Here is a 25856-nt window from a genome sequence, read left to right as displayed (position 1 = left end):
ATTCTCCTGCCTTTTCTCAGAGATTCCTCCTTTAGTTCTATCCAGGTCATTATGAACGATCCCGTCTTTTGGTGATTGCATCAGCAGCAGTTTTTCCTCCAATGACCTCATGCCAGTGTTACCAGGTCGGGAAGTTATTACTAATGATGCTTTGTTATGACGGTCTTCTATTATTTCCATCAGTGAGAACGATTTTGATTAATCATTGGTAATAGTCCAAAGTCATCAAGTGATAAAGTAAGTCTTGCTGCCTATTTTGATATTTCACTTATATAAGAGAACCATCGGTCTTGCTTCATCTTTAGCTTCGGAAAATAGCTTTACATATTTGCATGACAATATACCTTAAACCCAAGAGTACATGCCCTGACGCCCAAGTGCTGTAGGTAGGCACTTTCCCTTATTCCGGTGCTTCCGGTCATAAGTATGTTCTCAAGCTTTCTGATGTAAGTGTATTCTGTATAGCGTAGCATCTGGTCCCTGTCAAGATCGGTTTGCCTCATAATCACGCTCTCCATCTATTGATAGTGGAACCTTGCAATGGGCAGCCTTCTGTCAATATTACGGTTTTGACGGTCCCATTCCGCCTCTACTAATATACCATCAGCTCATCAGCTGACAGGTTTGCAGTGGCTACATTGGCCTAAGGCTGGTTTCATAAGCCCCTGGCTATTCCGAGCAGCCGGAGCTTCTTTATTCTGTTGAGTATTTTCGTTGTCATTCTCTTACTTTTTATATTATCGTTTTTACCTGTAATAGTTCTCACCCCTTATATTTTCGCGAACTGGATCTTTGTAGTTAACTCCACGATAAGTTAAAAAGCATACTTGTTTTCTGAGTATTAACTTAATTGCACCATAGGAGTAGCTTTATATTCAATGGCCCTCTGCAGGCATCTATCAGTCTTCCCTGCCTACCTTGCGTTCGTAGCTGTCGACGCCCTGACACGCTTTATGTTCGCTCGGGATGGGCTTTACTTGCCATCAGACCTACAATGAACTCCTGACTGATCCATCGATTGATTTCGCCCAGTTGGGAAAGCGGTCAGGTTCCAGTCTGTTGTGGTACTTATGCGTTTCAGCCAGATGCTCTTTGTCGGTCGTATAGCCATATTGCTTGGTGGTCTTTAAGTGGCGGGCCAAAAGAACATAATTGTAATAAATCTCAACATGGGTGGTCGAGTACATGATCTTTATTTTTTACCAATATATTGATATGAGCGCTGTAAAGCACTTTAGTCTTCCTTCAGACAAATACGTCCATTTACAGATATTGTAGCTTGTTGATGCCGTTTAAATTCATGGCAACTTGTGAAGTGGATGGTATTGGCCTGCTCCACATCCTCAACAGATCTCTGCGGCTATATGGCTGCCCCGCGTCATCCTTGTGTTATTATGAAGCTCAACTATCTCTCTTATTGCCTCGTTTAACTCCTCAAGAGTATGGAAGACTTTATTGTCCAGCACAGAGTAGATACGCCTGTAAGCAATTTTGACAGCTCCTTCAACAAGAGCTTTTGTCTTTAGGTTTATAAGCTCGGGCGGGTAACATGGTGGTACTGTAATGCAAAGCAAAGTTCTCAAATGCCTGGTTTAATGTAGGCCTACAGAAGACTGCTCTTAATTACAGCACTCCTTAAGATTATCGGGAACAATTGCCATTGGCACACCTCCGTAATAAAGTAAGGCATGCTCGCAACAGCTGATTAAATCTTTCTTTTTGCGTTGGCTTAATGTTCCCTCAACATAGGTTAACCGACTTGCTCCAGAATAGATATAAATACCTCTACATCTGTTATCTTGCCTGTTTCTTTATAACCAGATGAAGCTTTCTCCCCGGCATAATCAATATACATCTTATCGCCTGCAACATGCTCGATATGCATGACCGGTTTACTGCGGCGGAGCCACTGCTGGTAATGATGTTTGAACTGTGAAGGCTTAAAGCCATCGGGATGCATTGCCATATACCTTTCCCACTGGAATCTGGCGTGTCATCCTCTTTTCTTCAACTCTTTCTCTATGAGAGGAAATAAGGGTTCCAGAGCTTTATATTTTTCGCTGGGTTCCGGCATCAGATTGTCGCCAAACAACTGATCCAGTTCCAGGTCGCTCCGCTTGTCGACCTCCGCAAGATCCAGGCCAAGTGGACATAAATTTTACGGTATTTTTAGGGTGTTGCGAGACACCTGTCAGATCGCTGATCTTCAGCTTACTCTCGCCCTGCGCATAGAGCCGCAGCATTTGTCTTAGCTTACTCATGTCTGTCTTTTTTATTGGCCATAATCCCTCTGTTAATATAAAACCAGCAATGGGATTATAACTTACTTTTTAAACATGAGAAAAACTCTTTTCAGGGTGGTCAGTTTGCTCCGGCGCGAGGTAGGTCAATTTGCTCCGGCGTCAGGTGGTCAGTTTAAACTGGCGTGAGGTGGTCAGTTTGACCGTTTTTTCCACTTTTCCCTTTCTCTATGATTTGGATTAACTTTTTCAGATCATCGGCACTTAACTTTTTTCTCGTCTACAAGAAAAGACACAACTTTTTTATAGGATGATCCAAAATAATCAGTAACGACATCTTTCATAAACTTCTTCCTGTATTCTTCCTTTTAAGGCGGAAAATACTCATGATTCTTCCCATAAGCCTTATGGTCAACATATCCCTTTTCTTCCAGTCCCCTTATGACTGTTGAGAAAGTTGTATAAAGAGGCCTGGGATCAGGATGCAGTTCAATTAGCTCCTTTATGAATCCCTTCTTTGCTTTCCAGAGGATTTTCATCGCCTCCTCTTCTTTTCTTGTAAGTCGTTTCATATCTGTAACTATTTTTTCAAAGATATAACTGTTTTTTTAGATTTACAACTATATATTTAATTATATTACTGAAAAAAGCGTTTTAAGCAGCTTTGTGCTGTGTTTTTATGACCATGTTGTTTGAATATCAGATCAATATCCCAATCAACAGCACATCATCAACCTGAACATGGTCGCCGCGCCACTCTTCAAAATAATTGTTAAGGATGATTTTCTGTTCGTCCATGGGCTTTTATGGTGCTGCAAGAGTAGTTCCTGAAACTGTCTGTACATCAGCTTTTTGCCACCTTTGCCCCCGAACTGATCGGCATAGCCGTCGGAAAACATGTAAATCCGGTCGCCCTTCTTAAGGTCTGAATTATTGTTTGTAAAAGATTTTGAACAGATGAGTAGATCCCGATCGGCATCTTGTCTGCAGGAATTTTAATAAGGTTTCCATCCCTTATCAGATAGAGAGGATTATTTGCTCCTGCAAATTCAAGAGTGCCTGCCTCCCTGTTGATTATACAAAGAGAAATATCCATGCCATCTCTCATTTCATATGTGTTGCCTCTTTGCCTGAGCTTATGGATTACCAGCTCCCTTAGTTTATCTAAAACCTCCGACGCCTTCTTAAATTCGTATGTGCTGAATATGTCATCCAGAAAAGTCAGTCCCAGCATCGACATAAAAGCACCCGGTACACCATGACCGGTACAATCTGCTGCAACGATAATAACTGTATCCTTTTTGCTCATACCCCAGTAAAAATCACCGCTTACTACTGCCTTGGGCTTGTAAAGTATGAAATTTGACATCCCCCATTCCTTCATAAAATCAGGCGGCTGTAATACTGCCTGCTGAATCATTGCTGCATAATTTATACTATCGTTAATCGCTGTACTGTGCTGTTCAATTATCTCTTTCTGCTGAAGTATCTTCCTGCTGTTTTCCTGGAGTTTGTGATTCTGATCATTGAGAATCTGGTTTTAATATAAAGACGGTCTTCGTACCTGAAGTTTACTTTCCTGAGATGGTATATGCTGACATTCATAAAGAAAAATACCATAACATGGGCCAGCTTATCAATAAAGAAATACTCCCTGATATGTTTGGTAATCGGCAGGTCGACTTTGCCAAAATTTAATGCCAGAAAGTCAATGCTGAATACCATCAGAAAATAAAATGACATAGAAGACCAGTAGAAATATTTTTCTTTTTCGAATTTATTACCAGCTGCGGAATTATGGAGGCCGCAATCATAACATATGCGTTGTATAAATACCCCTCTTCCTCTACATATCCCGATATAATTGGTATTATAATAAAAATCATTGGCGCCAGAAAGATAAGCGAGATCTTGCTTAACTGGTTTTGTTTAAACCTTGCCAGCAGGAGGTTTATTATGCTCAGAATCAGTGTATACCAGATCCTCATATGTCCCAGAGTAACCGGACGATCCTCTAACTTCAGTCTGGTTAGCAGAACCAAGCCAAGGATAGTCATTGTCGAAGCCAGAATAAAATTGATCTGATTGCTTAAAACATAGGCTCTCGTTTGCGGCTGGTTGTCTCTTGAATCCAATCCGAGGTTCGAAATGTTTTTCCAGGTGTTTCTTAAGAAGATCTTGCTGTGGGTAAAAGAGCCATGACCATTTGTAGTATCCATAAAAGCCAATTTTTAAAATTGTCTTCCTATTTATCTAAAATGCACTGGTGAATTCTAACAGTTAAATCACTTCTCCCCCTTATTAGAATTCCTGAGATTTAATTTTGCTATGATAAATTTACTAAACAGTCTGATATTAAGCAAATAAATGTTACGTGTCGTCCTGGTCTTACATCTTTTTCTGAAGCGATAATCTCCTGAGAGGTCTGTTTATCTTTGCTGTTGAAACGACTACTGCAAGGGTCATGATTCCGCCAAAAACTACCGATGGCACCAACCCCATTATTTTGGCAGTAACCCCCGATTCGAAAGCACCAAGTTCATTGGAGGAACCGATGAAGATGCTGTTTACTGATGCAACTCTTCCCCTCATCTCATCAGGTGTAAACAACTGAAGAATAGTTCCTCTGATAACTACACTAACACTGTCAAAGGCTCCGCTGAGAACCAGAAGGATCCCTGATAATATAAAACTTTTTGAAAGGGCAAAGCCAATCATACTAAGCCCAAACCCGGTAACAGCAATGAAGAGCATTTTTCCTGAATGCTTCATTGGCGGACGAAACATCAGAACGAAAGCCATTATTGTTGCCCCTATTGACGGACAGGCTCTCAGCAATCCAAGCCCCTGGGGCCCAACAAACAATACATCCGACGCAAAAACAGGAAGCAATGCCACAGCCCCTCCGAATAAAACAGCAAACATGTCGAGGGTAAATGCCCCAAGTAGTTCTGGTGTCTTAAAAACGAAATCTATGCCGCTTCTTATTCTGGTAAAAACTCCTTCTGCTGTCCCGACAACCTGATGTATGCCAGTTTTAACAAACATGATCATAAAAAAGGCCAGCGTATATAAGCTTAATACAAGAGTATAAGCAGCAATAATTCCATGGAAGCCGTAAACCATGCCTCCGATGGCCGGACCAAGAACCGCTGCCATCTGCCAGTTGGCACTGTTCCAGGTAGCAGCATTGGCGTAAAGGTTCCTTGGCACAAGCTGTCCCATCAGAGCAACCTGGGCCGGGGCTAATATTCCGCGTGATAATCCAGTTAAAAATATTGTTATGAATACGGGCAGAATCCCGAAACGTTCTGTGAAATAGGCTGTGTTAGTGCTGTATATCAGCAGTATGGCCGAACCAAGAATAAGAAGTAGGGTTGTGTAATTAACTATTTTGCGCCGGTTCCATAAATCAATGTAATGCCCGGCAAAAAGAGAAATGCTTACCTGTGGAATAACCTCTACAAGACCAATAAATCCAAGCCATAATACATTATGTGTCAGATCATATATCTGCCATCCTACAATAACTGACTGCATAAGAGTGGCCATTGTCATTAGGATCCGGAAAAACAGATAGAATCTGAAATTCCTGATGTGCATCACGGCAAATGCGTCACCGGCAAACCACTTTTTCATGTCAAATTATTTATGGTGGCAAAAGTAACTATTTGAATGAGAACTGAATTCCCTGTCAATGCCTTTTTTATTCCTTTATTTTTACTTTATCTTTATTAAAAAAAGACCCATGAAACATTATTATTCTCTTCTGGTGTTGTTTTTAATGGTACTCCTTTCCGGTTGCTCCTCCGGGAATAATGATTCAAACAAATCGGGGATTAAGGCAGATTCATTGATCCTGGAAAGTATCTTCCCTTTGCAGGATAAACATTGTCATGGCTCTACTATTGTGGAACTGCCTAACGGGGATCTTCTTGCTGCCTGGTTTCATGGAAGCGGAGAAAGAACTGCTGATGATGTCGCAATAAAAGGTGCCCGTTATAACCATAATACCAATACATGGGGAGAACCATTCACAATGGCTGATGTTCCTGATTTCCCCGATATCAACCCTGTGCTCTTTATTGATAATAACAAGCAGCTGTGGCTGGTATGGTACACTGTTCTTGCATACCAGTGGCAATCGTCTGTTCTCAAATATCGTATAAGTGATAATTATCTGCAGGAATCTGGTGCCCCTGAATGGAAATGGCAGGATATGATTCATGTTAAACCTGATGGAAATTCTCCGGAAGGCATTGGCAGAAACGATGAGTTTGTAAAAACTCTGAACCGGAAATATGATGAATACTATTTGAGCCTGGTCTCCTCCGGCTACATAAAAAAAGACGGGTCAGGAACAATTACTGAAGCATTATGGGAAGAAGCACGAAGCCATTATTTGGGCATCGCAAAAGGATTGAACCTTATCAGTAACGGAAGTGATACTGATGAAAAAGGTGAGAAAGTCAAGGCCCAGCTTGGTTATCCGCTAATGCGAAGGATTGGCTGGCAGACACGCAATAAGCCACTCATTGCCGGAAACAGGATTTTATTACCTCTCTATTCAGACGGTTTTGATTTTTCTCTGATCGCAATTACACTAAATGGTGGTGAGACATGGCAATTCAGTGAACCAATTGTTGGCGCCGGAGCTGTTCAGCCCGCTCTTGCTCTCCTGAAAGACAGTTCAATAATCGCCTATATGCGCGATAATGGTCCTCCTCCTAAAAGACTTATGAAAAGCATCTCAAAAGATTGGGGAAAAACATGGAGCCCCGTGGAAGATTCGGAAATTCCGAATCCCGGAACAGCAGCTGACATTGTAGTTTTAAAGAGCGGAAACTGGGTGGTCGCTCATAATGATGTTGAAGAAGGAAGACATCGTTTATCTGTATGGCTCTCCCCTGACGAAGGAAAAACATGGCCATACAGAAAAACTCTTGTCACCGGTGAGCCAGGAAGCGAGGTCAGAGGACACTATCCTGCCATAATACAGGGATCAGATGAAATAATACACGTCTCCTTCACCAACCAGGTTCCCGGATCGGACGGCAAATCATCTGTTAAGAATATAACACATGCTGCTTTCTCCGAAAAGTGGCTCTACTCAATCCAGGGAACAAGGGTTGATTTATAAAAATCGATCCCTAAGGCACTCATTCTTGCTCCATGATTTGCAAGTCTGACCTTATACTCATCCCAGTTTCTTGCAGGTGTTGCAGTCCAGCCTATTTCCGCAATACCCGGAAGCCTTGGAAATAACATATATTCAATTTCGTCGATGTTGGTAATTGTCTCCGACCATAGTGGTGCCTCAACTCCAAGAATATTTTCCTTTGAAATGCCCGGAACAAGTGTTGCCGGATCCCAGTTATATGCATTATCAACTTCAATATAAGCAGCCCAGTGCAATCCGAGTTTTGTATTTTTATCATACTGCATGTCGAGATATGCTTTCGATGCCGGAGATATTAAGACTTTTGCTCCCTGACCTACAGCCCTGGTTGCGTTTTCTGCGTTAGCCCAGAACTGAGCAACGGAATTGGCTTTCAGTTTTGATAATGAAATTTCATCCCAGCCTAATACCTTTTTACCATGTGCCAAAACAATATCCTGAACTTTTTCAATGAAAGGAATATAATCCTCTTTTTTTGTCGCATGAGATTCATCGCCTCCAATATGAAAGTATTCTCCCGGGGTAAGAGCTGAAATCTCTCTGACTACATCATCAATAAATTTGTAAGTAATGTCTTTCTTCGTACAGAATGTGCTGAAACCAACTTCTGTTCCTGTATATAATTCCCTTGCTTTTCCATCGCAGTTAAGTTCTGCATATGACGCAAGAGCTGCATTGGTGTGCCCGGGCATATCTATTTCCGGTACAATTGTTACATAACGCTCCTGAGCATACTTAACTATATCGGAATACTCTTCCTGTGTATAGAATCCGCCCTTGCCACCACCAACCTGGGTGCTTCCTCCATGCGCAGTCAGATTCGGCCATGATTTGATTTCAATTCTCCAGCCCTGATCGTCAGACAGATGCAGGTGCAGGTAATTCATTTTATAGTATGATATCAGATCTACAACTCTTTTTACATCCGTTGTGCTGAAAAAATGACGCGACACATCAAGCATTGCTCCCCTGTAAGTATAATCAGGAAAGTCGGTTATCGTTCCTGTTGCAATCTCCCACGGACCTTCCTGTTTCGATGCAAGTTCAATTTTTGCAGGAAGAATCTGCCTGATAGTCTGGACACCTCTGAATAATCCTGCCGGAGTTTTAGCAGATAGGGTTAATAGTTTTTTGGTTATTGTAATCTCGTAACTTTCGTCCGCCGGTTTTGTATCAGTCCCGGCAAGCGTCAGATAAATCCCTGACTTTGGAGCCACCGCAGCTGACTCGACTGCAAATTCAAATCCTGTTGCAGGCTTGAGTCTTTCGGCAAGGTACGATCCAACCATTTTTACTTCCTCCGATTCTCCCTGCACAAATATCTTTGTTGAAGATTTAAGGGTGAGGTATTCGCCTGTTGAGGTTACTGTTACCGGTTTTGGAATTATACTCTCTTTTGAAAGATCGGACGGATCTTTAACTTTGCATGAGTTTAGCTGTACAAGCATTAAAACAGCAACGAGTACTGTTATTGTGATGTTGAGTTTTTTGTAAGTCATGGCAGTAAAATTTATTTGCGTCAAGTTATAAAAATTATTTCTAAGAGAAGGTTCCGGTAAGAATTTTACCGCAGATGGATCTTCTTAACCATTAAGTGCGTCTTCGCTGAAACTTAAGAGTACCAAGTAGGTACAAAGTTAAAACCATGTAATTCAGTTCTTTGTGTCCTTTGTGTATCCCGATGGCTATCGGGACCTTTGTGTCCTTTGTGGTTAATGGGTTTCATTTATTTCTGGAAAAACCAGAACATTGCATTTAAATCAATGTTACTTTAATAATAATTCATACTAACAAAATGTCATTGAATACGATTCTTTCTGAAGACTCTGTAAATCAAAACCCTATTATTCAGTTCGATAACTGGTATAAAGAACATCTCGCTTCCGGAGTTGCCATTCCAAATTCAGTATCTCTTGGCACCTCAACACCAGATGGAAAAGTCTCTCTCAGGACTGTTCTATTGAAAGAATATGGAGAAAATGGATTTGTCTTTTTTACAAATTACGAGAGTAAAAAAGGATCTCAGCTGGCAGCCAATCCAAATGTTGCACTATTGTTTTACTGGCATGAATCCGGACGACAGGTCAGGATCGAAGGTGTTGCAGAAAAGATTTCATCCCAGGAATCAGATTCATATTTCAGCACCCGTCCGAGGGAGAGCCAGCTCTCAGCCTGGGCAAGCAAACAGAGTACTGCTGTGCCCGGAAGACATTATCTTGAGGAACGGCATGAATACTATAAACAACTTTTTTCAGACAGAAACGTAGACCGTCCTCCGCACTGGGGCGGATTCCTGATAACTCCCTCCTGGTTTGAATTCTGGCAGAATGACGAAAGGCGGTTACACGACCGCCTGACGTACACGAAATTAAATAAGACCTGGGTTCTGGAACGGCTTGCCCCTTAACGGCACACGACTAACGACTCACGTCTCACGACCCGTGCATCGTGCGTCGTGCGTCGTGAGCCTATTTCTGAATTGGATTATCCGCTCTCTTAAAGAATTCATCGTACTGCTGCTTAACTGATGTATTGGTCTTCATGTACTTAATCAGTTCTGCCAGTTGTCCCGCTTCGCTGGTTATCAACAATTCACCAAGTCTTTTATTGGGTGTATTTACATCACTTGCAAAATGATTCGGATACTGAGCATACCACCATATTCCTGTATAGCCAAACGGAAGGCCTTTCAGTTTATCCTGATTGAGACCTGATTCTTTTGTAAGTGCAGCCTGATCAACATAATCGGGATTCATAAAATACATCATCGATGTCTCCTCTTCTCCTGCATGACCATCGAGTTTTGCCTTTTTAAGAGATTTGATCTCAGCACTGTTTACAGGGTCGTTTCCCGGACGGAACATAACAACTACATAATCCTCCTGTTTCGCAAGCTGCGACTGACAGAAATACTGAAGAAAAGAGGTGTTCCCGCCATGTCCGTTCAGAAGAATGATCTTCTTTAATCCGTTTCTTGATAACTCTTTACAGGTCTCATCAAGCATTTTCCATAATAATTCGTTGCTGTAAGCAAGTGTTCCGGCCTGGTGCCTTGCCTCAAAGATCTGTCCGAAAAAGTATGGTGGGAAAATTACTGCATATTCTTTTTGTGCTGCATAAAAAGCTATTTCACGCGATTCATACATATCTGTTCCGAGAGGAAGATGCGGTCCGTGTTTTTCAATTACTCCCATAGGAATAACACAAACACCGCCGGAAAGCTCAACAGCTTTCGCAAATTTCGGAGAGGTCAGATCTTCCCACTTATATGGAAGTTTTTCTGAATTTGCCAGCTGAGCCATCGCTACAGCAGTAAAGAATAAGAACGGGATAAGAAGTCTGAGTTTTTTCATAATTGTTAAATTAATAGTTTGGTTAAATCTTAATTCTTCCTTTGTGTCCCTTAGCGCCTTCCTTAGTGTTCCTTTGTGGTTCAATAATTTAAGGTTAACCACAAAGGTCGCAAAGGGATCACGAAGGTACACTAAGGTTGTTTATATCTTTTAAATGATTTGTTATTAGCAATAAAAGTAAAGATAAATAAATATTAATTATCCGTCTTTTTCGCTAGGTTTGAGTTTAAATGATAATTTTTTCCTGATACATGAGTCCTCTTCTTCTCTTTATTATCATCCTGGCATATTTTTCTCTTCTTATGCTCATTTCAACTATAGCTTCGCGGCATGTAAGAAATACCACATTCTTTGACGGGGACCGCAAATCGCCATGGTTCCTGGTGGCATTCGGGATGGTTGGCTCCGGGATTTCAGCCGTGTCGCTTGTTTCTATCCCGGGAAATGTCGGTAACAATAATCTTTATTATCTGCAATTTATTCTTGGTACAATAGTTGGTTACCTTTTTATTGCTTTCGTTCTTACACCTATATATTACAGACTGAAACTGGTTTCAATATATACTTATCTCAATATCCGTTTCGGAAACACAACCTATAAAACCGGCTCTCTCTTTTTTCTGGTCTCACAGTCATTTGGAGCTGCCCTTCGTCTTCTTCTTTCAATAAAGATTTTACAGTATGCCTTTTTTGATGCTCTTCACATACCTTATTTTGTAACAATCATTGTTGTTCTGATACTTATCTGGCTCTATACCAATAAATCAGGCATAAAAACAATTGTGTGGACGGACGCTCTTCAATCGTTATTTCTTATTTCCGTAATAGTAATTTCTATTATCACTATTAAGAATTCTCTGGGATTTTCACTTGCAGAAATGGCAAAAACAATTGTCAGTCATCCTTACGCAAAAGTGTTTGACTGGGATATGCATTCAGGATCTAATTTCTTTAAACAGTTTATCTCCGGACTGCTTATTACGGTGGCTCTGGTAGGGCTCGATCAGAGTATGATGCAGAAAACCCTTACAGTTAAAAACTCCAAAGACGCAAAGAAAAATGTCCTCACATTCAGCTTCTTCATTGCTTTTGCCCAGACTATGTTCCTAGGCCTGGGAGTGTTGATTTATATTTTTGCAGAACGCAATGGAATTACTATCGAAAAACTAAATGGGCAGTTTGTAAATACTGACGGCCTCTATCCTTTGCTTACTCTGAATTACTTTGGGAAAATAGGTGCAATTGCCTTTCTGATAGGTGTTGTTGCTTCCACTTTTGCCAGTATTGATTCGTGTATTGCTGCACTTACAACGGCATTCAGTTATGATTTTATGGATATCGAAAACCGGCCCCATGAATCAAAAAACAGAATTAAAAACAGGGTTCTGTTAGGTGTAAATATTGTGATGTTTTTTATAGTAATGTCATTCTGGAACAGTCAGGGTGCTATTATCAACACAATCTTCAAAATCGCTGGCTATACTTACGGACCAATTCTTGGTCTGTATCTGACAGGACTCTTTTCAAAAATAAAAATGAAGGAAAAGCTTGTGCCGGTTGCCTGTCTTTCAGCCGCTTTGATTACATGGTTACTTAATATGTTTTTCATCAGGCAGTTTAATTTTGATTTCGGCTTTATGAATATTTTTGTAAATGCTTTATTGACAGTTCTGTTTCTTATAATTATTAAAAAGAAATAGCAATGGTTACAGAAGAAAAATTCCTTGTAAAACTTACCTCCGACCCTGAAGATTTTGAGGTTTGTGCCCTTATGATGTCCGCAACAGATCCCTGGATAACCCTGGGAATGAATTATGAACAGTGTCTTAAGGCTTTCGAAGGAACCTGTAAAGAGATTTATACCATCAGAATTGAGAATGAAATTGCAGGTTTTGTGATAATTCAGACCGGCGGATCGTTTTCCGGGTATATTCAGACTATCTGTATTGATGAAAGATGGAGAGGTCATGGTTATGGAAGGAAGCTCCTCCGTTTTTGTGAGGAGAGGATCCTTAAGTTCTCTCCAAATGTCTTTATCTGCGTATCTTCATTCAACGAGGGTGCTAAAAAACTTTATCTCGATTATGGATTTAAACTTGTCGGAGTGCTTGAAAATTTCATTAAGCAGGGCTTTAATGAGCTTCTTCTTCGTAAAACAGTCGGTCCGAGAGTAGGATATAACGAAAAACCTTAAACAGTCAAAATGGCCAGGAAGTTTATATTTTTTGTTTTGTTTTCATTGTCTGTGCTGGTCTGTCTGCCTGCACGCGGCCAGGCAGCAAAACCGATAAGTGTTAAAAAAACACTTATTGGAATTACAGACAGCATCCTGAAAAGCCAGGTTGATCTTAATAAAATTCCGGGAGCTGTTATTGAGATAAAAGAGGGAAAGAAAATCCTCGTTAAGAGGGCTTACGGTCGTGCAGGGAAAGATGAAAAGATGACTACAAAACATCTCTTTGATATTGCATCCCTGACAAAAGTCGTTGGAACCACCACTTCAGTAATGTTGCTGGCTGATAAAGGATTATTAAATGTTGATGATCCTGTTTTCAAATACATAAAAGCTTTTGAATCGCCGGATAAAAGAACAATAACGATACGGCACCTCCTAACACATACTGCCGGACTAATTGAATGGTATCCGCTTTACTACCTCTCTTCTGAGAAGACGGAAACATATAAACTGATAGGTGAGTTACCCCTTAAATATGCCGTTGGTGAAAAGCGCAGCTACAGCGACCTGGGATTTGTGTTGCTTGGAGAAATTATTGAAATAGTCTCCGGAATGCCTTTGGATCAGTTTATGAAACAAAATATTTTCGAACCTCTGAAGATGAAAAAGACAACTTATAATCCTTGTGCAAGCGGCAGGTTTAAAAAGATAGCTTCAACATCAGAGGGAAATCCTTATGAAAAAAGAATGGTTTATGATTCTACACTTGGATACAGTTTTCCGGAAATTAATCCTGCGTCATGGAATGGCTGGCGTACATATACCCTCCGGGGAGAAGTGAACGATGGCAATGCCTGGTATTCCTGCAACGGGATATCCGGTGCGGCAGGTCTCTTCTCAACAGCTGACGACATTCAGAAAATTGTTGATATGCTGATTAATAAAGGAAGAACCGCATCAGGACAGTTTATCTCTGAAAAGACAATAGAAACATTTCTTACAAAAGATGCTTTTAATAACGGCCTGGGATGGATGATGGATCCTGCCAATTCCTTTATGAGAAACGGCCCCGAAGGATCTTTTGGTCATACCGGTTTTACAGGAACAAGTATTTCTGTAATCCCGCAGGATAAAATATCTGTAGTTCTGCTTATTAACAGACAAAATACGGGCCTGCTTGATAATCAGGAGTATTACAATGTTAATCCTGTACGACTGCAGATTTATAATGCTGTCTTAAAGTATCTCAGATAGTTTTAATTATGCTTTGCCATTCGGAAGGGGTGGATCTCGATCTTTTTCCAGACTCCTTTTGTAAAATAGGGTTCGTCTTTAAGTTTTGCATCAAGGGCCTGCCTGTCAGGAAATTCATAAATAATCATCGATCCGATCATTTTTCCCGCATCATCAAGTATTGCTCCACCGAATAAAAACTCTCCGCTCTTTTTCAGAACTTCTATTTTTTCAAGATGTTCTCCCCTGACAGCCATCCTCCTGTCAAGAGCTCCGTCGTCAGTGCCATCAAAAGCTGTTAAGATAAATTGCATAATCAAAAATATTAAATGATTCTATAATTATTAAGATCTATTTAACCGCAGAGTTGCGCTGAGAAGACGCAGAGTGCCGCAGAGTGAACAAATAATTAATTATTCTCCGCGGTTCTCATTTTTTCTCCGCGGCCCTCTGCGGTTAAAAAAAATTTTAACAACCCACATAATTGCGGGATATAAAGCTAAAACTTTTACCGGACTAATTTTCATTGCCTTTGTTTATCTTTGCTGTGTCAGTCTTGTAACCAAAGGACGTACATATATAATTCAAATAGATCAAAATGTTGAATATTAAGAAATTATTTAATAGTCTGGGATTAGTAAAAGATCTGAAAAGGACCGACCACACTCCTGTTTACGGCGCTCTCGATATTTTCAAATATATTGGCCCGGGATTGTTGGTAACAGTCGGCTTTATCGATCCCGGAAACTGGGCTGCAAATATTGCTACAGGTTCTGAATTCGGTTATACATTACTCTGGGTTGTCTCTCTTTCGACAATTATGCTGATAATACTTCAGCATAACGTTGCACACCTTGGAATTGCAACTGGTCTCTGCCTGTCAGAGGCAGCAACGATCTATTTAAAACCATGGATTTCAAAGTCGATTTTATCATTTGCCGTACTCGCATCGGTGTCAACATCTCTCGCAGAGATACTGGGCGGGGCAATCGCTCTTAATATGCTTTTTGATATCCCCATAAAAATGGGAGCCGTCCTTGTTACAATATTTGTACTGATAATGCTTCTGTCGCACTCATATCAGAAAATAGAAAAATGGATTATCGGTTTTGTGTCAATTATTGGACTCTCATTTCTATATGAACTCTTTCTTGTAAAGATTGATTGGGTGCAGGCGGGAGTAGCCTGGGTGAAACCATCAATTCCGGAAGGATCAATATTGTTGATAATGAGTGTTCTTGGGGCTGTTGTTATGCCTCATAATCTCTTTCTGCACTCTGAAATTATACAGAGCCGCCAGTGGAATCTGCAGGATGAGAAAGTAATTAAAAAGCAATTGAAGTTTGAGTTTGCCGACACTCTGTTCAGCATGATTGTCGGGTGGGCAATCAACAGTGCAATGATATTACTCGCTGCCTCAACTTTTTTTGCTGGAGGCCACAAAGTAGACCAGCTGGAGCAGGCAGAAAAATTACTGGAACCGCTTTTGGGTGCGAATGCCTCTGTGGTGTTTGCCGTTGCACTTCTATTCGCAGGAGTGGCTTCATCAATTACTTCAGGAATGGCTGGCGGTTCAATAGTATCAGGAATGTATAAGGAGCCATATGATGTTAAGGATAACCACTCCAGGATTGGAGTTTTTGTATCCCTTGTCGGGGCGCTGGTGCTTATTTTCTTTATAGGTGATCCTTTCAAAGGACTGATTCTTTCTCAGGTCTTCCTTAGTATTCAGCTTCCGTTCACTGTAGCCATACAGGTTTATCTTACTTCTTCAAAAAAGGTTATGGGGAAATATGCAAACAGCAGATTCCTGATTGCCTTACTGTCAGTAATTGCAGGTATAGTGACTTTTCTAAACCTGAAGTTGCTATATGATATATTGTTTCTGTAAACGAATACTTGTAGTACAACATAAATATAAATGACAGAAAAGAAGTATAAAGTAGGATTGGTTTTAAGTGGCGGAGGAGCAAGGGGGTTTGCACATCTTGGTGTAATACAGGCTCTTCATGAGGCAGGTATATACCCTGATGTGGTATCAGGCACAAGTGCAGGTGCCCTGGCAGGAGTTTTATATGCCGACGGATTTTCTCCTGAAGAGATTCTTAAGTTAATGAACACAGGCAGCAGACTTGACTTTATGAGACCTGCAATGCCCAGGGAGGGATTGCTGCAAATAAATGGCATAATCAAAATTCTCAAAACAAACCTGAAGGCAGCCTCATTCGATCAGCTTAAAATTCCGCTTTATGTTGCAGCAACTGATCTTAATAATGGGAAATCAGTCTATTTTTCAAAAGGCGACCTGCTCGATCCGGTAATTGCATCTGCCAGTATCCCGGTCCTTTTTCAGCCGGTAAAAATCAAGAATATATCATATGTAGACGGCGGAGTTCTTGATAATCTGCCGGTTTATCCTATTCAGAATAAGTGTAAGGTCATTATTGGCTCATTTGTAAATCCTGTGGGGTATGTAGAAAAATTATCGGGCCTGATCAATATTGCAGAAAGGACTTTTATGCTTAATATGTCGAAAGAAATTATCGAAAAAGCTAAAAGGTTCAATCTTCTGATAGCACCAAAAGAATTAAGAAATTATAAGATTCTTGATCCCGAGAAAGCAACTGATTTATTTGAACTCGGCTACAAGGCTACCAAAGCCAAACTTAAGGAATCAGATATTAACAAGCTGATAAACTGAAAGAGATCTTATTTAACCACAAAGTACACAAAGGATACTCAAAGAACACAAAGAAAAAGTAAAAAAGTTAATTCTTAGTGCCCTTTGTGTAAACCCTTTGTGTCCTTCGTGGTTAATGGATTTTGCTAAATCAGATAAGTTAATTTAGGGAAAAGCAAATCCTATCGAATTAGTGAATACAGCTTCTTAATCTCCTCTTCCCAAAGCGATTCTTCGGGCGTTTCGAGTATCAGAGGCATATTATCAAACCTTGGATCATTCATAATAATTCCGAATAATTCCTCTCCAATAAAACCGACTCCTATATTATCATGCCTGTCAACCCGTGTTCCGAGTTCTTTCTTGGAGTCGTTAAGGTGCATGCCCTTAAGGTATTTAATGCCTATTATCCTTTCGAATTCTTCAAAAGTCTTCTTAAATCCTTCAGGCGTCTTAACATCGTATCCCGACGTATATGCATGACAGGTGTCAATGCAAACCCCAACTCTTGATTTATCTTCAACATTATCAATAATCATTTTCAGCTGCTCAAAAGTATGTCCAAGGTTGGTACCCTGTCCTGCGGTATTCTCAATAACAGCCGTTACCCCTTTGGTTTTGTCGAGCACAATATTGATTGACTCTGCGATTCTTTTAAGACACTCTTCAATTCCTATTGTATTCAGATGGCTTCCCGGATGAAAATTAAGCCGGTCGAGACCCAGCTGCTCACATCTCTGCATCTCATCAAGAAACGAGTCCCTTGACTTCTGAAGCGGCTCTGCCTCAGGGTGCCCGAGATTAATAAGGTAGCTGTCGTGCGGAAGTATCTGAAATGGCTTATAATCATATTTTTCACAGTTATCCCTGAAAAGCTTAATGCTTGCAAGGGTCAACGGATTGGCAAACCACTGCCTCTGATTCTTTGTGAAAAGAGCAAAAGCCTTCGCTCCTATCGCATGTGCATTTACCGGAGCATTCTGAACCCCGCCTTCTGCACTTACATGAGCACCTAAATATTTCATAATTGTAAATTAGTAATAACTCGTCCCGTCCCAGCAATGTGTACAAAGCTTCTCCTTCGGCAATCCTATTGCCTCAACAAGATCATCAAGCCGTTGATAAACCAGAGAATCAAGGTCAAGGTTCTTTGCAATTTGCTTAACCATATTTGAATACTTTTCTGAATCGGGATTTGAGTATTCCTGCAGGTCTTTCTCATCATCACCCAGCTGCTTAATTGCTTTTCGTCCGGCCAATTCAAAAATCGATCTTGATTCCGAAAAATTCAGAAAGTTACATGCAAACAAAAGCGGCGGACAGGCAATCCTCATGTGAACCTCGGCTGCTCCTGAGTCGCGCAGGTCTTTTGTATTGTCTTTTAACTGTGTGCCACGCACAATACTATCATCAAGAAAAACCATTTTCCGTCCGTCAATAACTGCTTTGTTTGGTATAAGCTTCATCTTTGCAACCAGATCACGCTGTCCCTGATTCTGAGGCATAAAACTTCGTGGCCAGGTTGGTGTATATTTTGAATATGCCCTCTTGTATGGAATGCTTTTTTCGTTTCCATAACCCACAGCATGTCCAACGCCGGAATCAGGAATCCCGCAGACAAAATCAGCTTCAACAGTATCGCGTCGTGCCAGTGAAGCGCCACACCTGTAGCGACACTCATCAACATTTATTCCTTCGTAGAACGATGGCGGGTAGCCATAGTAAACCCATAGAAATGAACAGATCTGCATCTTATCTCCGGGCTTTTTCAATTGTTTGTAACCGTCAGCAGTTAAATGAACAATCTCGCCCGGACCAAGATTATAAACAAGTTCAAAACCTGTATTCGGGAATGAGCATGATTCAGATGCAACAGAATAAGCATTTTCCTTTTTTCCGATAACGACAGGAGTTCTTCCAAGCTTATCGCGAGCAGCGATAATTCCTTTTTCTGTTAATATTAGTAAAGAACAGGATCCTTTTATTTTATCAAAAACATTATCAATTCCGGCAATAAAACTATCCTTTTCACAGATAAGGTTCGCAACAACTTCTGTTGGGTTTATATTTCCTTCAAAATTCTCGGTAAAATGATTCTGCATCTTAAGAAAACGCTCCTCAAGTTCAAGAATATTGACTAACCGGCTAACGGTAACAATTGCAAAGCGCCCGAGATGAGAGTTAAATAATATTGGCTGCGGATCTGTATCGCTTATTACTCCGAGTCCTGAATTTCCGGTGAATCCGCCAAGTTCATCTTCAAACTTGGTTCTGAAATAGGAGTTTTCAAGGTTATGGATCGAACGTCTGAATCCCTTTCCGGGAACAATAAATACCATACCCGCACGTTTTGTACCGAGATGCGAATGATAGTCAGTTCCATAGAATACATCCTCAACACAATCGTTCTTTGCAATTACACCAAAAAATCCACCCATATAGCTGAATATTAATAAATTAATAATCTTTGGCCCATATGTAAATTTAATCAATGGATCGGATATTTTAAATATTCTGTGGATATTATTATTTTTGACGCCGAAATCATGTAAATACAGATACATAAATGACAGAAACAAAAAAAAGTGCACCAATCGGATTAATAGCGATAACAATCATTCTCACCGGTGCCCTGATCTTTCTTATTACCATGTATTTCAGTCAGAAAAACAGTATGATTGAAATGGAAACAGTTCTTACTCAGGAGAAGGACTCTCTGGCAAACGAACTTAGGCATATGGTTAATGCTTATGATACCCTTAAAACAAATAACGACAGCCTGAATGCAGGACTTGAAAAAGAAAGAGAAAGGATTGTAAAGCTTCTGTCAATCAATGCATCTAATGTACAGCTGATAAAGAAATACAAGGGGGAGATAACAACAATGAGGGAGATCATGAAAAGCTATATTGTTCAGATCGACTCTCTTAATACCAGAAACAAAATACTCGTTGCTGAAAACACAGAAATACGGCAGCAGATAACCCAGGTGAGAAGTACTAATACAGAGCTCTCAAAAGTTAAGGAGGAACTAAATACAAAGGTGGAGATCGCCTCGGTGATTCAGGCAAAAGACATTGTTGCCGTTTCTCTTAATAAAAACAGGAAGGAAACAACCAGAATCAACCTGCTTGATAAACTAAGGATCTGTTTTACCCTTCGCGAAAACCCTCTGGCAAAGGCTGGTGTTAAACAGGTATATATGAGAGTTTTAAGACCCGATTCACTTGTTGTTGCAACAAGTCCCGACAACCTGTTCAGCTATAAGGGAAATAACATCATCTATTCGGCAGCACGCGAGGTTGACTATATGAATCAGGATATCGAAATGTGTATTTTCCTTGATAATACTGGTGACTTTATTATCGGAAATTACAGCGTGGAGCTTTATCTTGATGACAGTATTATCGGAAGGACTAACTTTATGCTCTCAAAAAGATAACTAATCATTTCCCTGAAGCATAAACTCTGATATTATATTATCGGAAATCATCTTCCCCTGGTTTGTAAGAACCAGGTTTTTTTTGTCCTGCCTCATAAGTCCGTAGGCCTTATATTTTCCCGATAAATTAACAACATAATCATAACCCTCTTTTTCGAACATCTTCTCCACATAGTCGAGATCTATTCCCCACATTGTTCTGAGTGATGTCATAATATATTCATTAAAACGGGCTTTTGTATCAAGTTCTTCACTTTCAAAAAAAGGCTTACCTGAATTAATTGCCTTTATATATCCTTTAAGATCACTCACGTTCCATTGTCGTGAATAGCCGTTAAATGAATGTGCAGACGGACCCAGACCAAGATAATTTACCTGCTTCCAGTAATTTGAGTTATGTTTTGAGAAATACCCGGGCTTGCCGAAATTGGAAATCTCATAATGTATAAATCCTGCCGCTTCTGCCTTCTCTATCAATATGTTAAATAGTGCTGTGCTTTCGTCCTCTTCTATCTCGGTCAGCAGGCCTTTCTCTTTCATCTTACCGAAAACAGTTCCGGTCTCAATTGTAAGATGATATGCAGATAAATGTTTAATCCCGAAAGAAAAAGTCATGTCAAGGTTTGACTCCCACTCTGAAATACTCATTCCGGGAATTCCGTATATCAGATCAATAGTAACATTCTCAAATCCTTCACTAAATATGTCCCGGAGAGCTGCAGCAGCCTGTGCTGAATCGTGCCGCCTGTTAAGCATTTTAAGATCCTTGTCTCTCCACGACTGAACCCCCAGGCTTATCCTGTTTATACCTGTATCTTTAATCCCCTTTAAATAATCAGGATTTACATCATCAGGATTAAGTTCAATAGTTACCTCACAACCGTCCTCAATCCTGAATAATTTTCTCAGATGATTGATTATCTGCCCGATATCTTTTACAGAAAAAACTGAAGGCGTGCCACCTCCAAGATAAATTGTAGAAATGGGATCTTCACCTGTATACTCCTTTCTGTAGGTTGCTTCCTTTAACAAAGCTTCTATGAAATGGGAATTGTTCTCAGGTGTTATCACATGATAGAAATCGCAATAAAAACAGAGTTTTTTACAAAATGGTATATGTATATAAATTCCTGCCATAGGTCAAAAATGCAATCATGTAATTTATAAATAAAATGCCATTTTATTATTTATTTTTGCAGCAAACATTCAAAATGGTAAAGAAGAACATTTTATCAATTATAGTTGCCCTGGTTATACTTTATCTTAGCCTCGCCGACTCTCAGACATTTGACGATGTGCCATTTCTAAATATTCCTTATTTCGATAAAATTGCGCACTTCCTTATGTATTTTGGTCTGATGTCGGTTATTTTATTTGAACACAGAAATGCAATTATTGGAAGAGCTCAGCTGGGTCTGATTGCTTTAATTCCTTTTATATATGGAATTCTTATGGAAATTCTTCAGTTAACTGTTTCTGCCAATCGTTCAGGTAATATCTTTGATGTTGTTGCCAACTCTGCAGGCATTATAATTGCGGCACTCCTCTGGTTGCTGATCGGACCCCGTTTAAAAACTATTTTCAAATAGTAAACGACCCGTTATCGTCTTTTTCCTTAACAAGGTCATATATTGTCTTGTTTGTAAAAAGTGCGATCAGTTCCCCCCTTGGCTTTTCATAATCGTCGTGTAAAGGGCATTTCTTATTACCACTCTCCACGCTCTGACAGGTTCCGTTATACATTACACAATTAGTAAAAACATCCTTCCCGTCGATAGTATTTACAATATCAAGCAATGTAATTTTCTTCGGATCCTTCAGAAGTGAAAAACCCCCATGGGGCCCTTTTGAGGAACTGAGTATTTTTTGTTTTGCAAGCTGCTGAAGAATCTTGGCAAGAAATGGCATCGGAAGATTAAGATCGCTGCTTATTTGCTTTATTCCGGTTTTCCCAGCTGATTTTGGCTGATCAGCAAGATAAATTACTGCCCTGATACCATACCTGCATGAGTTTGAGAGCATACTAATACATTTTTAATGATATCTTGTCAATCCTGCCCCGGTGTCTGCCCTCTTCAAATTCTGTGGTAAGAAAGGTCTTTACTATTAGATAGGCCTCCGACTCTGATACAAAACGTCCGGGTATTGCACAGATATTTGCATCATTATGAGCCCGGGCCAGACGGCTTATCTCCTCATTCCAGCATAATGCCCCCCTTACACCGGGATGCTTGTTAACAACCATGTTTATTCCGTTTCCAGTTCCGCAAATTGAAATCCCGAGATCATACTCACCTGCAGATATTGCATTGGCAAGAGGATGTCCGTAATCAGGATAATCGACAGCCTCCGGCGAAGAACATCCAAAATCTTTAACAGAATACTTTTCCTTTATGAGATAACTCAATATCTTCTCTTTAAGGTAATAACCGGCATGGTCTGATACCAGCGCTATTTTTTTATTTTTCAATATCTTATGATCTTTGTTGTTTTACTATCTGCGACAAATTTAAATAATTGATTAACAAAAGAAAAAAGTATTCCAATATCTTTAAATTAATAACAACCTAATTTTATGTTTGTTTGATAAACATGTTAATAACATGTATAAAAGATAATAACAATTTGAATTTATTAACGATTTCAATGGTTTTGAACAACCCCGGACCGTTTCAGACAAAGTTTTAAGAAAAGAAAACTAAAATATGAACCGGAAATAAACCCTAAATCTTATACTTTTGTCGCAAATCCTGTATTAACAAACCAGTATTAACAATTGTTAATTACATAACTAATCATCTGATTATCAAAAATGGTATATTTTTTGAGCTGTTTATAAGATGTTAGCAGAGTTGTTATCATGAATAAAACAATAAAAATCTTATTTAAATTTCAACACTATTAACAGCATAACATCATCATCATAAAAGAAATTTAAATTTAAAGTATAAGAATATTATGGTGTTAATAAGACCTCAATTTTTGATATCCGGGATTTCAGTAAAATTTTATTGATTAAGTTTACAGTGAAATGAAAACAGAAAATTCAGAATACTATATATCGGAAATCAAACGAATGAAAGCAGAAAAAAATGCTATCATTCTTGCACACTACTATCAGACAGGTGATATTCAGGATATTGCTGATTTTGTTGGAGACAGCCTCGCTCTTTCCCAAAAAGCTGCCTCAAATTCAGCCGACATTATTCTTTTTGCAGGAGTAAAATTCATGGCTGAAACTGCTAAAATTCTTGCTCCGGAAAAAAAGGTTCTTCTGCCCGATATGATGGCAGGTTGTTCACTTTCTGATTCCTGTAAACCTGAGGACTTCGAAAAATTCTTAAAGGATAATCCAGGCAGGACTGTTGTGTCTTATGTAAATACTTCAGCTGAAATAAAAGCATTGTCTGACATTATATGTACTTCATCAAATGCTGTCCAGATTGTTGAATCTCTTCCTGTTAACGAGAAAATTATATTTGCTCCCGACCGTAACCTTGGTAATTATGTTCTGAATAAAACCGGAAGAGATATTTTAATATGGAACGGAACTTGTCATGTTCATGAAGAGTTCTCTCTTGAAGCAATAATAAATCTGAAAAAAGATTATCCTGATGCCAAAATAATTGTTCACCCTGAGTGTGAAATGCCTATAAGGCTTGTGGCTGATTATATCGGTTCAACTTCAGCATTGCTTAACTTCACTAAGAAGGATCCCGGAAATAATTATATTGTTGCTACTGAGGCAGGTATTATTCATCAGATGAAAAAAGAAAATCCTCAGAAAAACTATTTTCCTGTACCTCCCAGAGATTCTACATGCGGATGCAGTGAATGTAATTTTATGAAACTGATTACAGTGAAGAAAATATATGATTGTCTTTCGGGCGAAAAACCTGAAATTCACCTTGATCCTGAGATACTCATCAAAGCCAGGAAACCAATTATCAGGATGATGGAAATATCAGAAAAACTTGGACTTTAAAACATGAGACGAGCAGTAATATTTATTTGCTTATTATGTTTTGTTAGTATTGCTTCCGGACAGGAAAGCAATATTGTCAAAGACGGCTACCAGATTTTCAAATACCCTAACGGAACAATCTCTAGTGAAGGCTTGATTAAAAACGGTAAACCCGAAGGATTCTGGAAGAGCTATTATGTAACAGGTATAAAAAAATCAGAAGGAAAAAGAACTAACTTTTTACTCGATAGTATCTGGATCTTCTATGATCAGGCAGGAGACACTTCAAAAAAAATAAATTATCTCTACGGGAAAAAGAACGGTTACTACTATGAATACAAAAAAGATCCTTCCAGAGGTACATATATTTACTCCAAGGAGCTTTTTGCAGGTGATAAAAAAGAGGGAACGGCCTACATCTATTTCCCTGACGGAAAAATCCAGCAGACAATAGCCTGGAACGGCGGGAAGAAAGAAGGACTTTCAAAAGAGTATGATAAGGATGGAAACTTAATTACTCTTCTTGAATATAATAACGATTTTCTGGTAAGCCGCGAAAGAATAAACAGAATAGACAGCAAAGGTCTTAAACAGGGAGAATGGAAAGAGTTTTATCCGAACGGCAGGATTAAAACCGAGAAAACATATGTTGATGATAACCTTCATGGCTATTATAAAGAGTATGATAACAGAGGAATCCTGGTGCTTACAATGCTATATGAAAATGGAGCAATTGTAAAGTCACAGGTTGAGGATGAACCTGATATTGAAACTGTTAATAAGTATGATCAGGACGGAAAACTGATCTTCAGCGGACCATACAGAAATAATGTCCCGGTTGGTATTCACAGAGAATTCGGAAAAGACGGAAAAGTAATTAATGCACTTATTTACAACGATAATGGTGTTAAAATCTCAGAAGGAATTGTAGATGAGGCAGGTAACCATAATGGTAAGTGGAAAGACTTTTATCCTGATGGCAAAATCCAGGCAGAAGGTCAATATACCGATAACAGACGTTCCGGTCAGTGGAAATTCTATAATGCGGCACAGAAGGTTGAACAGACTGGCGGATATAATAATGGTCGTCCCGACGGATTATGGAAATGGTACTATGAGAATGGTGCATTGCTTAGGGAAGAGGAATATTTTCAGGGCCAGAGGGATGGAATGTGCACAGAATACTCTCCGTCAGGTGAAGTAATCGCTGAGGGTCAATACTCTGACGGCGAGAAAAACGGCGAATGGAAATTGAAAAACGGCGACTTTACTGAAGAGGGAAAATATATAATTGGCCTTAAAGATGGTATCTGGAAGGCATACTATACAAACGGAAATCCCAAGTCAAAAGGTAATTATGTGCAGGGTAATCCTGATGGTGAACATACTCACTATTATGAAGATGGAAAAATTAAGGAACAGCAATACTACCGCATGGGATTAAGACAGAAAACCTGGAAGAAATTTGATGAGGAGGGAAATCCGGTTCTGGTAATTACCTATAAGGACGATGTTGAGATTAGTATTAATGGCGTAAGAATAAAGCTTCCCGAAAGCGACACCAGGCTTATAAAATAGTTACTTTGTTT

27 protein-coding genes and 1 pseudogene are annotated in these 25856 nt (G+C 39.6%); 11 read left to right on the top strand and 17 right to left on the bottom strand.

All coding sequences use genetic code 11. The features are described from left to right. From IPJ16_02010 to IPJ16_01970, 9 genes and pseudogenes are all read right to left on the bottom strand, one after another. On the bottom strand, positions 1-180 hold a 180-nt coding region (locus IPJ16_02010), incomplete at its 3' end, for a hypothetical protein (protein MBK7625971.1). Positions 181-320: 140 nt separating this feature from the next. After that, complete coding sequence (locus tag IPJ16_02005; protein ID MBK7625970.1) at positions 321-518, bottom strand: hypothetical protein; 198 nt, start codon at positions 516-518, stop codon at positions 321-323. A gap of 471 nt (positions 519-989) precedes the next feature. Continuing rightward, positions 990-1187, bottom strand: coding sequence for a hypothetical protein (locus IPJ16_02000; GenBank protein ID MBK7625969.1), 198 nt, complete (start codon positions 1185-1187; stop codon positions 990-992). Positions 1188-1750: 563 nt separating this feature from the next. Beyond that, positions 1751-1966 (bottom strand): hypothetical protein, encoded by a 216-nt coding sequence (locus IPJ16_01995; protein MBK7625968.1) that lies wholly within the window; start codon positions 1964-1966, stop codon positions 1751-1753. Between the two features lie 449 nt (positions 1967-2415). After that, a pseudogene (locus IPJ16_01990) lies at positions 2416-2812 on the bottom strand (BlaI/MecI/CopY family transcriptional regulator). A 272-nt stretch (positions 2813-3084) separates the two neighbouring features. After that, positions 3085-3660 (bottom strand): SpoIIE family protein phosphatase, encoded by a 576-nt coding sequence (locus IPJ16_01985; GenBank protein MBK7625967.1) that lies wholly within the window; start codon positions 3658-3660, stop codon positions 3085-3087. A 47-nt stretch (positions 3661-3707) separates the two neighbouring features. Beyond that, on the bottom strand, positions 3708-3965 hold the full coding sequence (locus tag IPJ16_01980) for a hypothetical protein (protein MBK7625966.1): 258 nt from the start codon (positions 3963-3965) through the stop codon (positions 3708-3710). Next, complete coding sequence (locus tag IPJ16_01975; protein ID MBK7625965.1) at positions 3965-4459, bottom strand: hypothetical protein; 495 nt, start codon at positions 4457-4459, stop codon at positions 3965-3967. The genes IPJ16_01980 and IPJ16_01975 overlap by 1 nt, the downstream gene beginning before the upstream one ends. Positions 4460-4628: 169 nt before the next feature. Further along, the gene (locus tag IPJ16_01970) at positions 4629-5879 is read right to left on the bottom strand and encodes an MFS transporter (GenBank protein MBK7625964.1); all 1251 of its coding nucleotides are present in this window, start codon (positions 5877-5879) and stop codon (positions 4629-4631) included. Positions 5880-5988: 109 nt separating this feature from the next. On the opposite strand from IPJ16_01970, the gene IPJ16_01965 reads away from it, so the two are divergent. Next, the gene (locus tag IPJ16_01965; protein MBK7625963.1) at positions 5989-7380 is read left to right on the top strand and encodes an exo-alpha-sialidase; all 1392 of its coding nucleotides are present in this window, start codon (positions 5989-5991) and stop codon (positions 7378-7380) included. Here IPJ16_01965 and IPJ16_01960 read toward each other — a convergent pair. Beyond that, positions 7347-8918 carry a beta-N-acetylhexosaminidase gene (locus IPJ16_01960; GenBank protein ID MBK7625962.1) on the bottom strand — a complete coding sequence of 524 codons (1572 nt, stop codon included), beginning with the start codon at positions 8916-8918 and terminating at the stop codon, positions 7347-7349. The two genes, IPJ16_01965 and IPJ16_01960, sit on opposite strands and share 34 nt — an antisense overlap. A gap of 296 nt (positions 8919-9214) precedes the next feature. On the opposite strand from IPJ16_01960, the gene pdxH reads away from it, so the two are divergent. Beyond that, positions 9215-9826 (top strand): pyridoxamine 5'-phosphate oxidase, encoded by a 612-nt coding sequence (gene pdxH, locus IPJ16_01955; GenBank protein ID MBK7625961.1) that lies wholly within the window; start codon positions 9215-9217, stop codon positions 9824-9826. A 61-nt stretch (positions 9827-9887) separates the two neighbouring features. Here the strand turns inward: pdxH and IPJ16_01950 are convergent, their stop codons facing one another. After that, the gene (locus tag IPJ16_01950) at positions 9888-10772 is read right to left on the bottom strand and encodes a creatininase family protein (protein MBK7625960.1); all 885 of its coding nucleotides are present in this window, start codon (positions 10770-10772) and stop codon (positions 9888-9890) included. A gap of 251 nt (positions 10773-11023) precedes the next feature. Between IPJ16_01950 and IPJ16_01945 the strand changes: the two genes are divergently transcribed. The 3 genes from IPJ16_01945 to IPJ16_01935 are packed head-to-tail and all read left to right on the top strand — an operon-like array spanning position 11024 to position 14202. Beyond that, positions 11024-12472, top strand: coding sequence for a sodium:solute symporter (locus IPJ16_01945; protein ID MBK7625959.1), 1449 nt, complete (start codon positions 11024-11026; stop codon positions 12470-12472). A 2-nt stretch (positions 12473-12474) separates the two neighbouring features. After that, positions 12475-12966 (top strand): GNAT family N-acetyltransferase, encoded by a 492-nt coding sequence (locus tag IPJ16_01940; GenBank protein ID MBK7625958.1) that lies wholly within the window; start codon positions 12475-12477, stop codon positions 12964-12966. 9 nt (positions 12967-12975) lie between these two features. Then, a complete protein-coding gene (locus IPJ16_01935) occupies positions 12976-14202 on the top strand; it encodes a beta-lactamase family protein (protein MBK7625957.1) in 1227 nt (408 codons plus the stop codon). Between the two features lie 2 nt (positions 14203-14204). On the opposite strand, the gene IPJ16_01930 is transcribed toward IPJ16_01935, so the two are convergent. Next, the gene (locus IPJ16_01930; GenBank protein ID MBK7625956.1) at positions 14205-14495 is read right to left on the bottom strand and encodes a hypothetical protein; all 291 of its coding nucleotides are present in this window, start codon (positions 14493-14495) and stop codon (positions 14205-14207) included. Positions 14496-14779: 284 nt separating this feature from the next. On the opposite strand from IPJ16_01930, the gene IPJ16_01925 reads away from it, so the two are divergent. Continuing rightward, positions 14780-16072: an Nramp family divalent metal transporter gene (locus IPJ16_01925; GenBank protein ID MBK7625955.1), complete on the top strand. Its 1293-nt coding sequence runs from the start codon at positions 14780-14782 to the stop codon at positions 16070-16072. A gap of 30 nt (positions 16073-16102) precedes the next feature. Next, the gene (locus IPJ16_01920; protein MBK7625954.1) at positions 16103-16882 is read left to right on the top strand and encodes a patatin-like phospholipase family protein; all 780 of its coding nucleotides are present in this window, start codon (positions 16103-16105) and stop codon (positions 16880-16882) included. Positions 16883-17043: 161 nt separating this feature from the next. Here IPJ16_01920 and nfo read toward each other — a convergent pair whose 3' ends face one another. Then, the gene (nfo, locus tag IPJ16_01915; GenBank protein MBK7625953.1) at positions 17044-17886 is read right to left on the bottom strand and encodes a deoxyribonuclease IV; all 843 of its coding nucleotides are present in this window, start codon (positions 17884-17886) and stop codon (positions 17044-17046) included. Between the two features lie 9 nt (positions 17887-17895). Continuing rightward, positions 17896-19299, bottom strand: a complete 1404-nt coding sequence (locus IPJ16_01910) for an amidophosphoribosyltransferase (GenBank protein ID MBK7625952.1) — start codon at positions 19297-19299, stop codon at positions 17896-17898. A gap of 128 nt (positions 19300-19427) precedes the next feature. On the opposite strand from IPJ16_01910, the gene IPJ16_01905 reads away from it, so the two are divergent. After that, complete coding sequence (locus IPJ16_01905) at positions 19428-20303, top strand: hypothetical protein (protein ID MBK7625951.1); 876 nt, start codon at positions 19428-19430, stop codon at positions 20301-20303. Here IPJ16_01905 and hemW read toward each other — a convergent pair whose 3' ends face one another. Then, positions 20304-21440, bottom strand: a complete 1137-nt coding sequence (gene hemW, locus IPJ16_01900) for a radical SAM family heme chaperone HemW (protein ID MBK7625950.1) — start codon at positions 21438-21440, stop codon at positions 20304-20306. It lies immediately after the preceding gene. A 74-nt stretch (positions 21441-21514) separates the two neighbouring features. Here hemW and vanZ point away from each other — a divergent pair, with 74 nt between their 5' ends. Beyond that, a complete protein-coding gene (gene vanZ / locus IPJ16_01895; protein ID MBK7625949.1) occupies positions 21515-21892 on the top strand; it encodes a VanZ family protein in 378 nt (125 codons plus the stop codon). On the opposite strand, the gene IPJ16_01890 is transcribed toward vanZ, so the two are convergent. Together IPJ16_01890 and rpiB are read right to left on the bottom strand one after the other, a co-directional pair. Then, positions 21885-22325: an Rrf2 family transcriptional regulator gene (locus tag IPJ16_01890; protein ID MBK7625948.1), complete on the bottom strand. Its 441-nt coding sequence runs from the start codon at positions 22323-22325 to the stop codon at positions 21885-21887. The two genes, vanZ and IPJ16_01890, sit on opposite strands and share 8 nt — an antisense overlap. Position 22326: 1 nt before the next feature. Further along, the gene (rpiB, locus tag IPJ16_01885) at positions 22327-22773 is read right to left on the bottom strand and encodes a ribose 5-phosphate isomerase B (GenBank protein MBK7625947.1); all 447 of its coding nucleotides are present in this window, start codon (positions 22771-22773) and stop codon (positions 22327-22329) included. A 561-nt stretch (positions 22774-23334) separates the two neighbouring features. On the opposite strand from rpiB, the gene nadA reads away from it, so the two are divergent. Continuing rightward, entirely contained in the window at positions 23335-24288 is a 954-nt protein-coding gene (gene nadA / locus IPJ16_01880; GenBank protein ID MBK7625946.1) for a quinolinate synthase NadA, read from the top strand. Positions 24289-24291: 3 nt separating this feature from the next. Next, positions 24292-25845, top strand: coding sequence for a toxin-antitoxin system YwqK family antitoxin (locus IPJ16_01875; protein ID MBK7625945.1), 1554 nt, complete (start codon positions 24292-24294; stop codon positions 25843-25845). The last annotated feature ends 11 nt before the right edge of the window (positions 25846-25856 follow it).

Source organism: Bacteroidales bacterium (genome assembly GCA_016709865.1).
GTDB lineage: Bacteria > Bacteroidota > Bacteroidia > Bacteroidales > VadinHA17 > LD21.
Note: the sequence above shows the minus strand (reverse complement) of the source record. Positions and strands in the feature narration are given on the sequence as shown.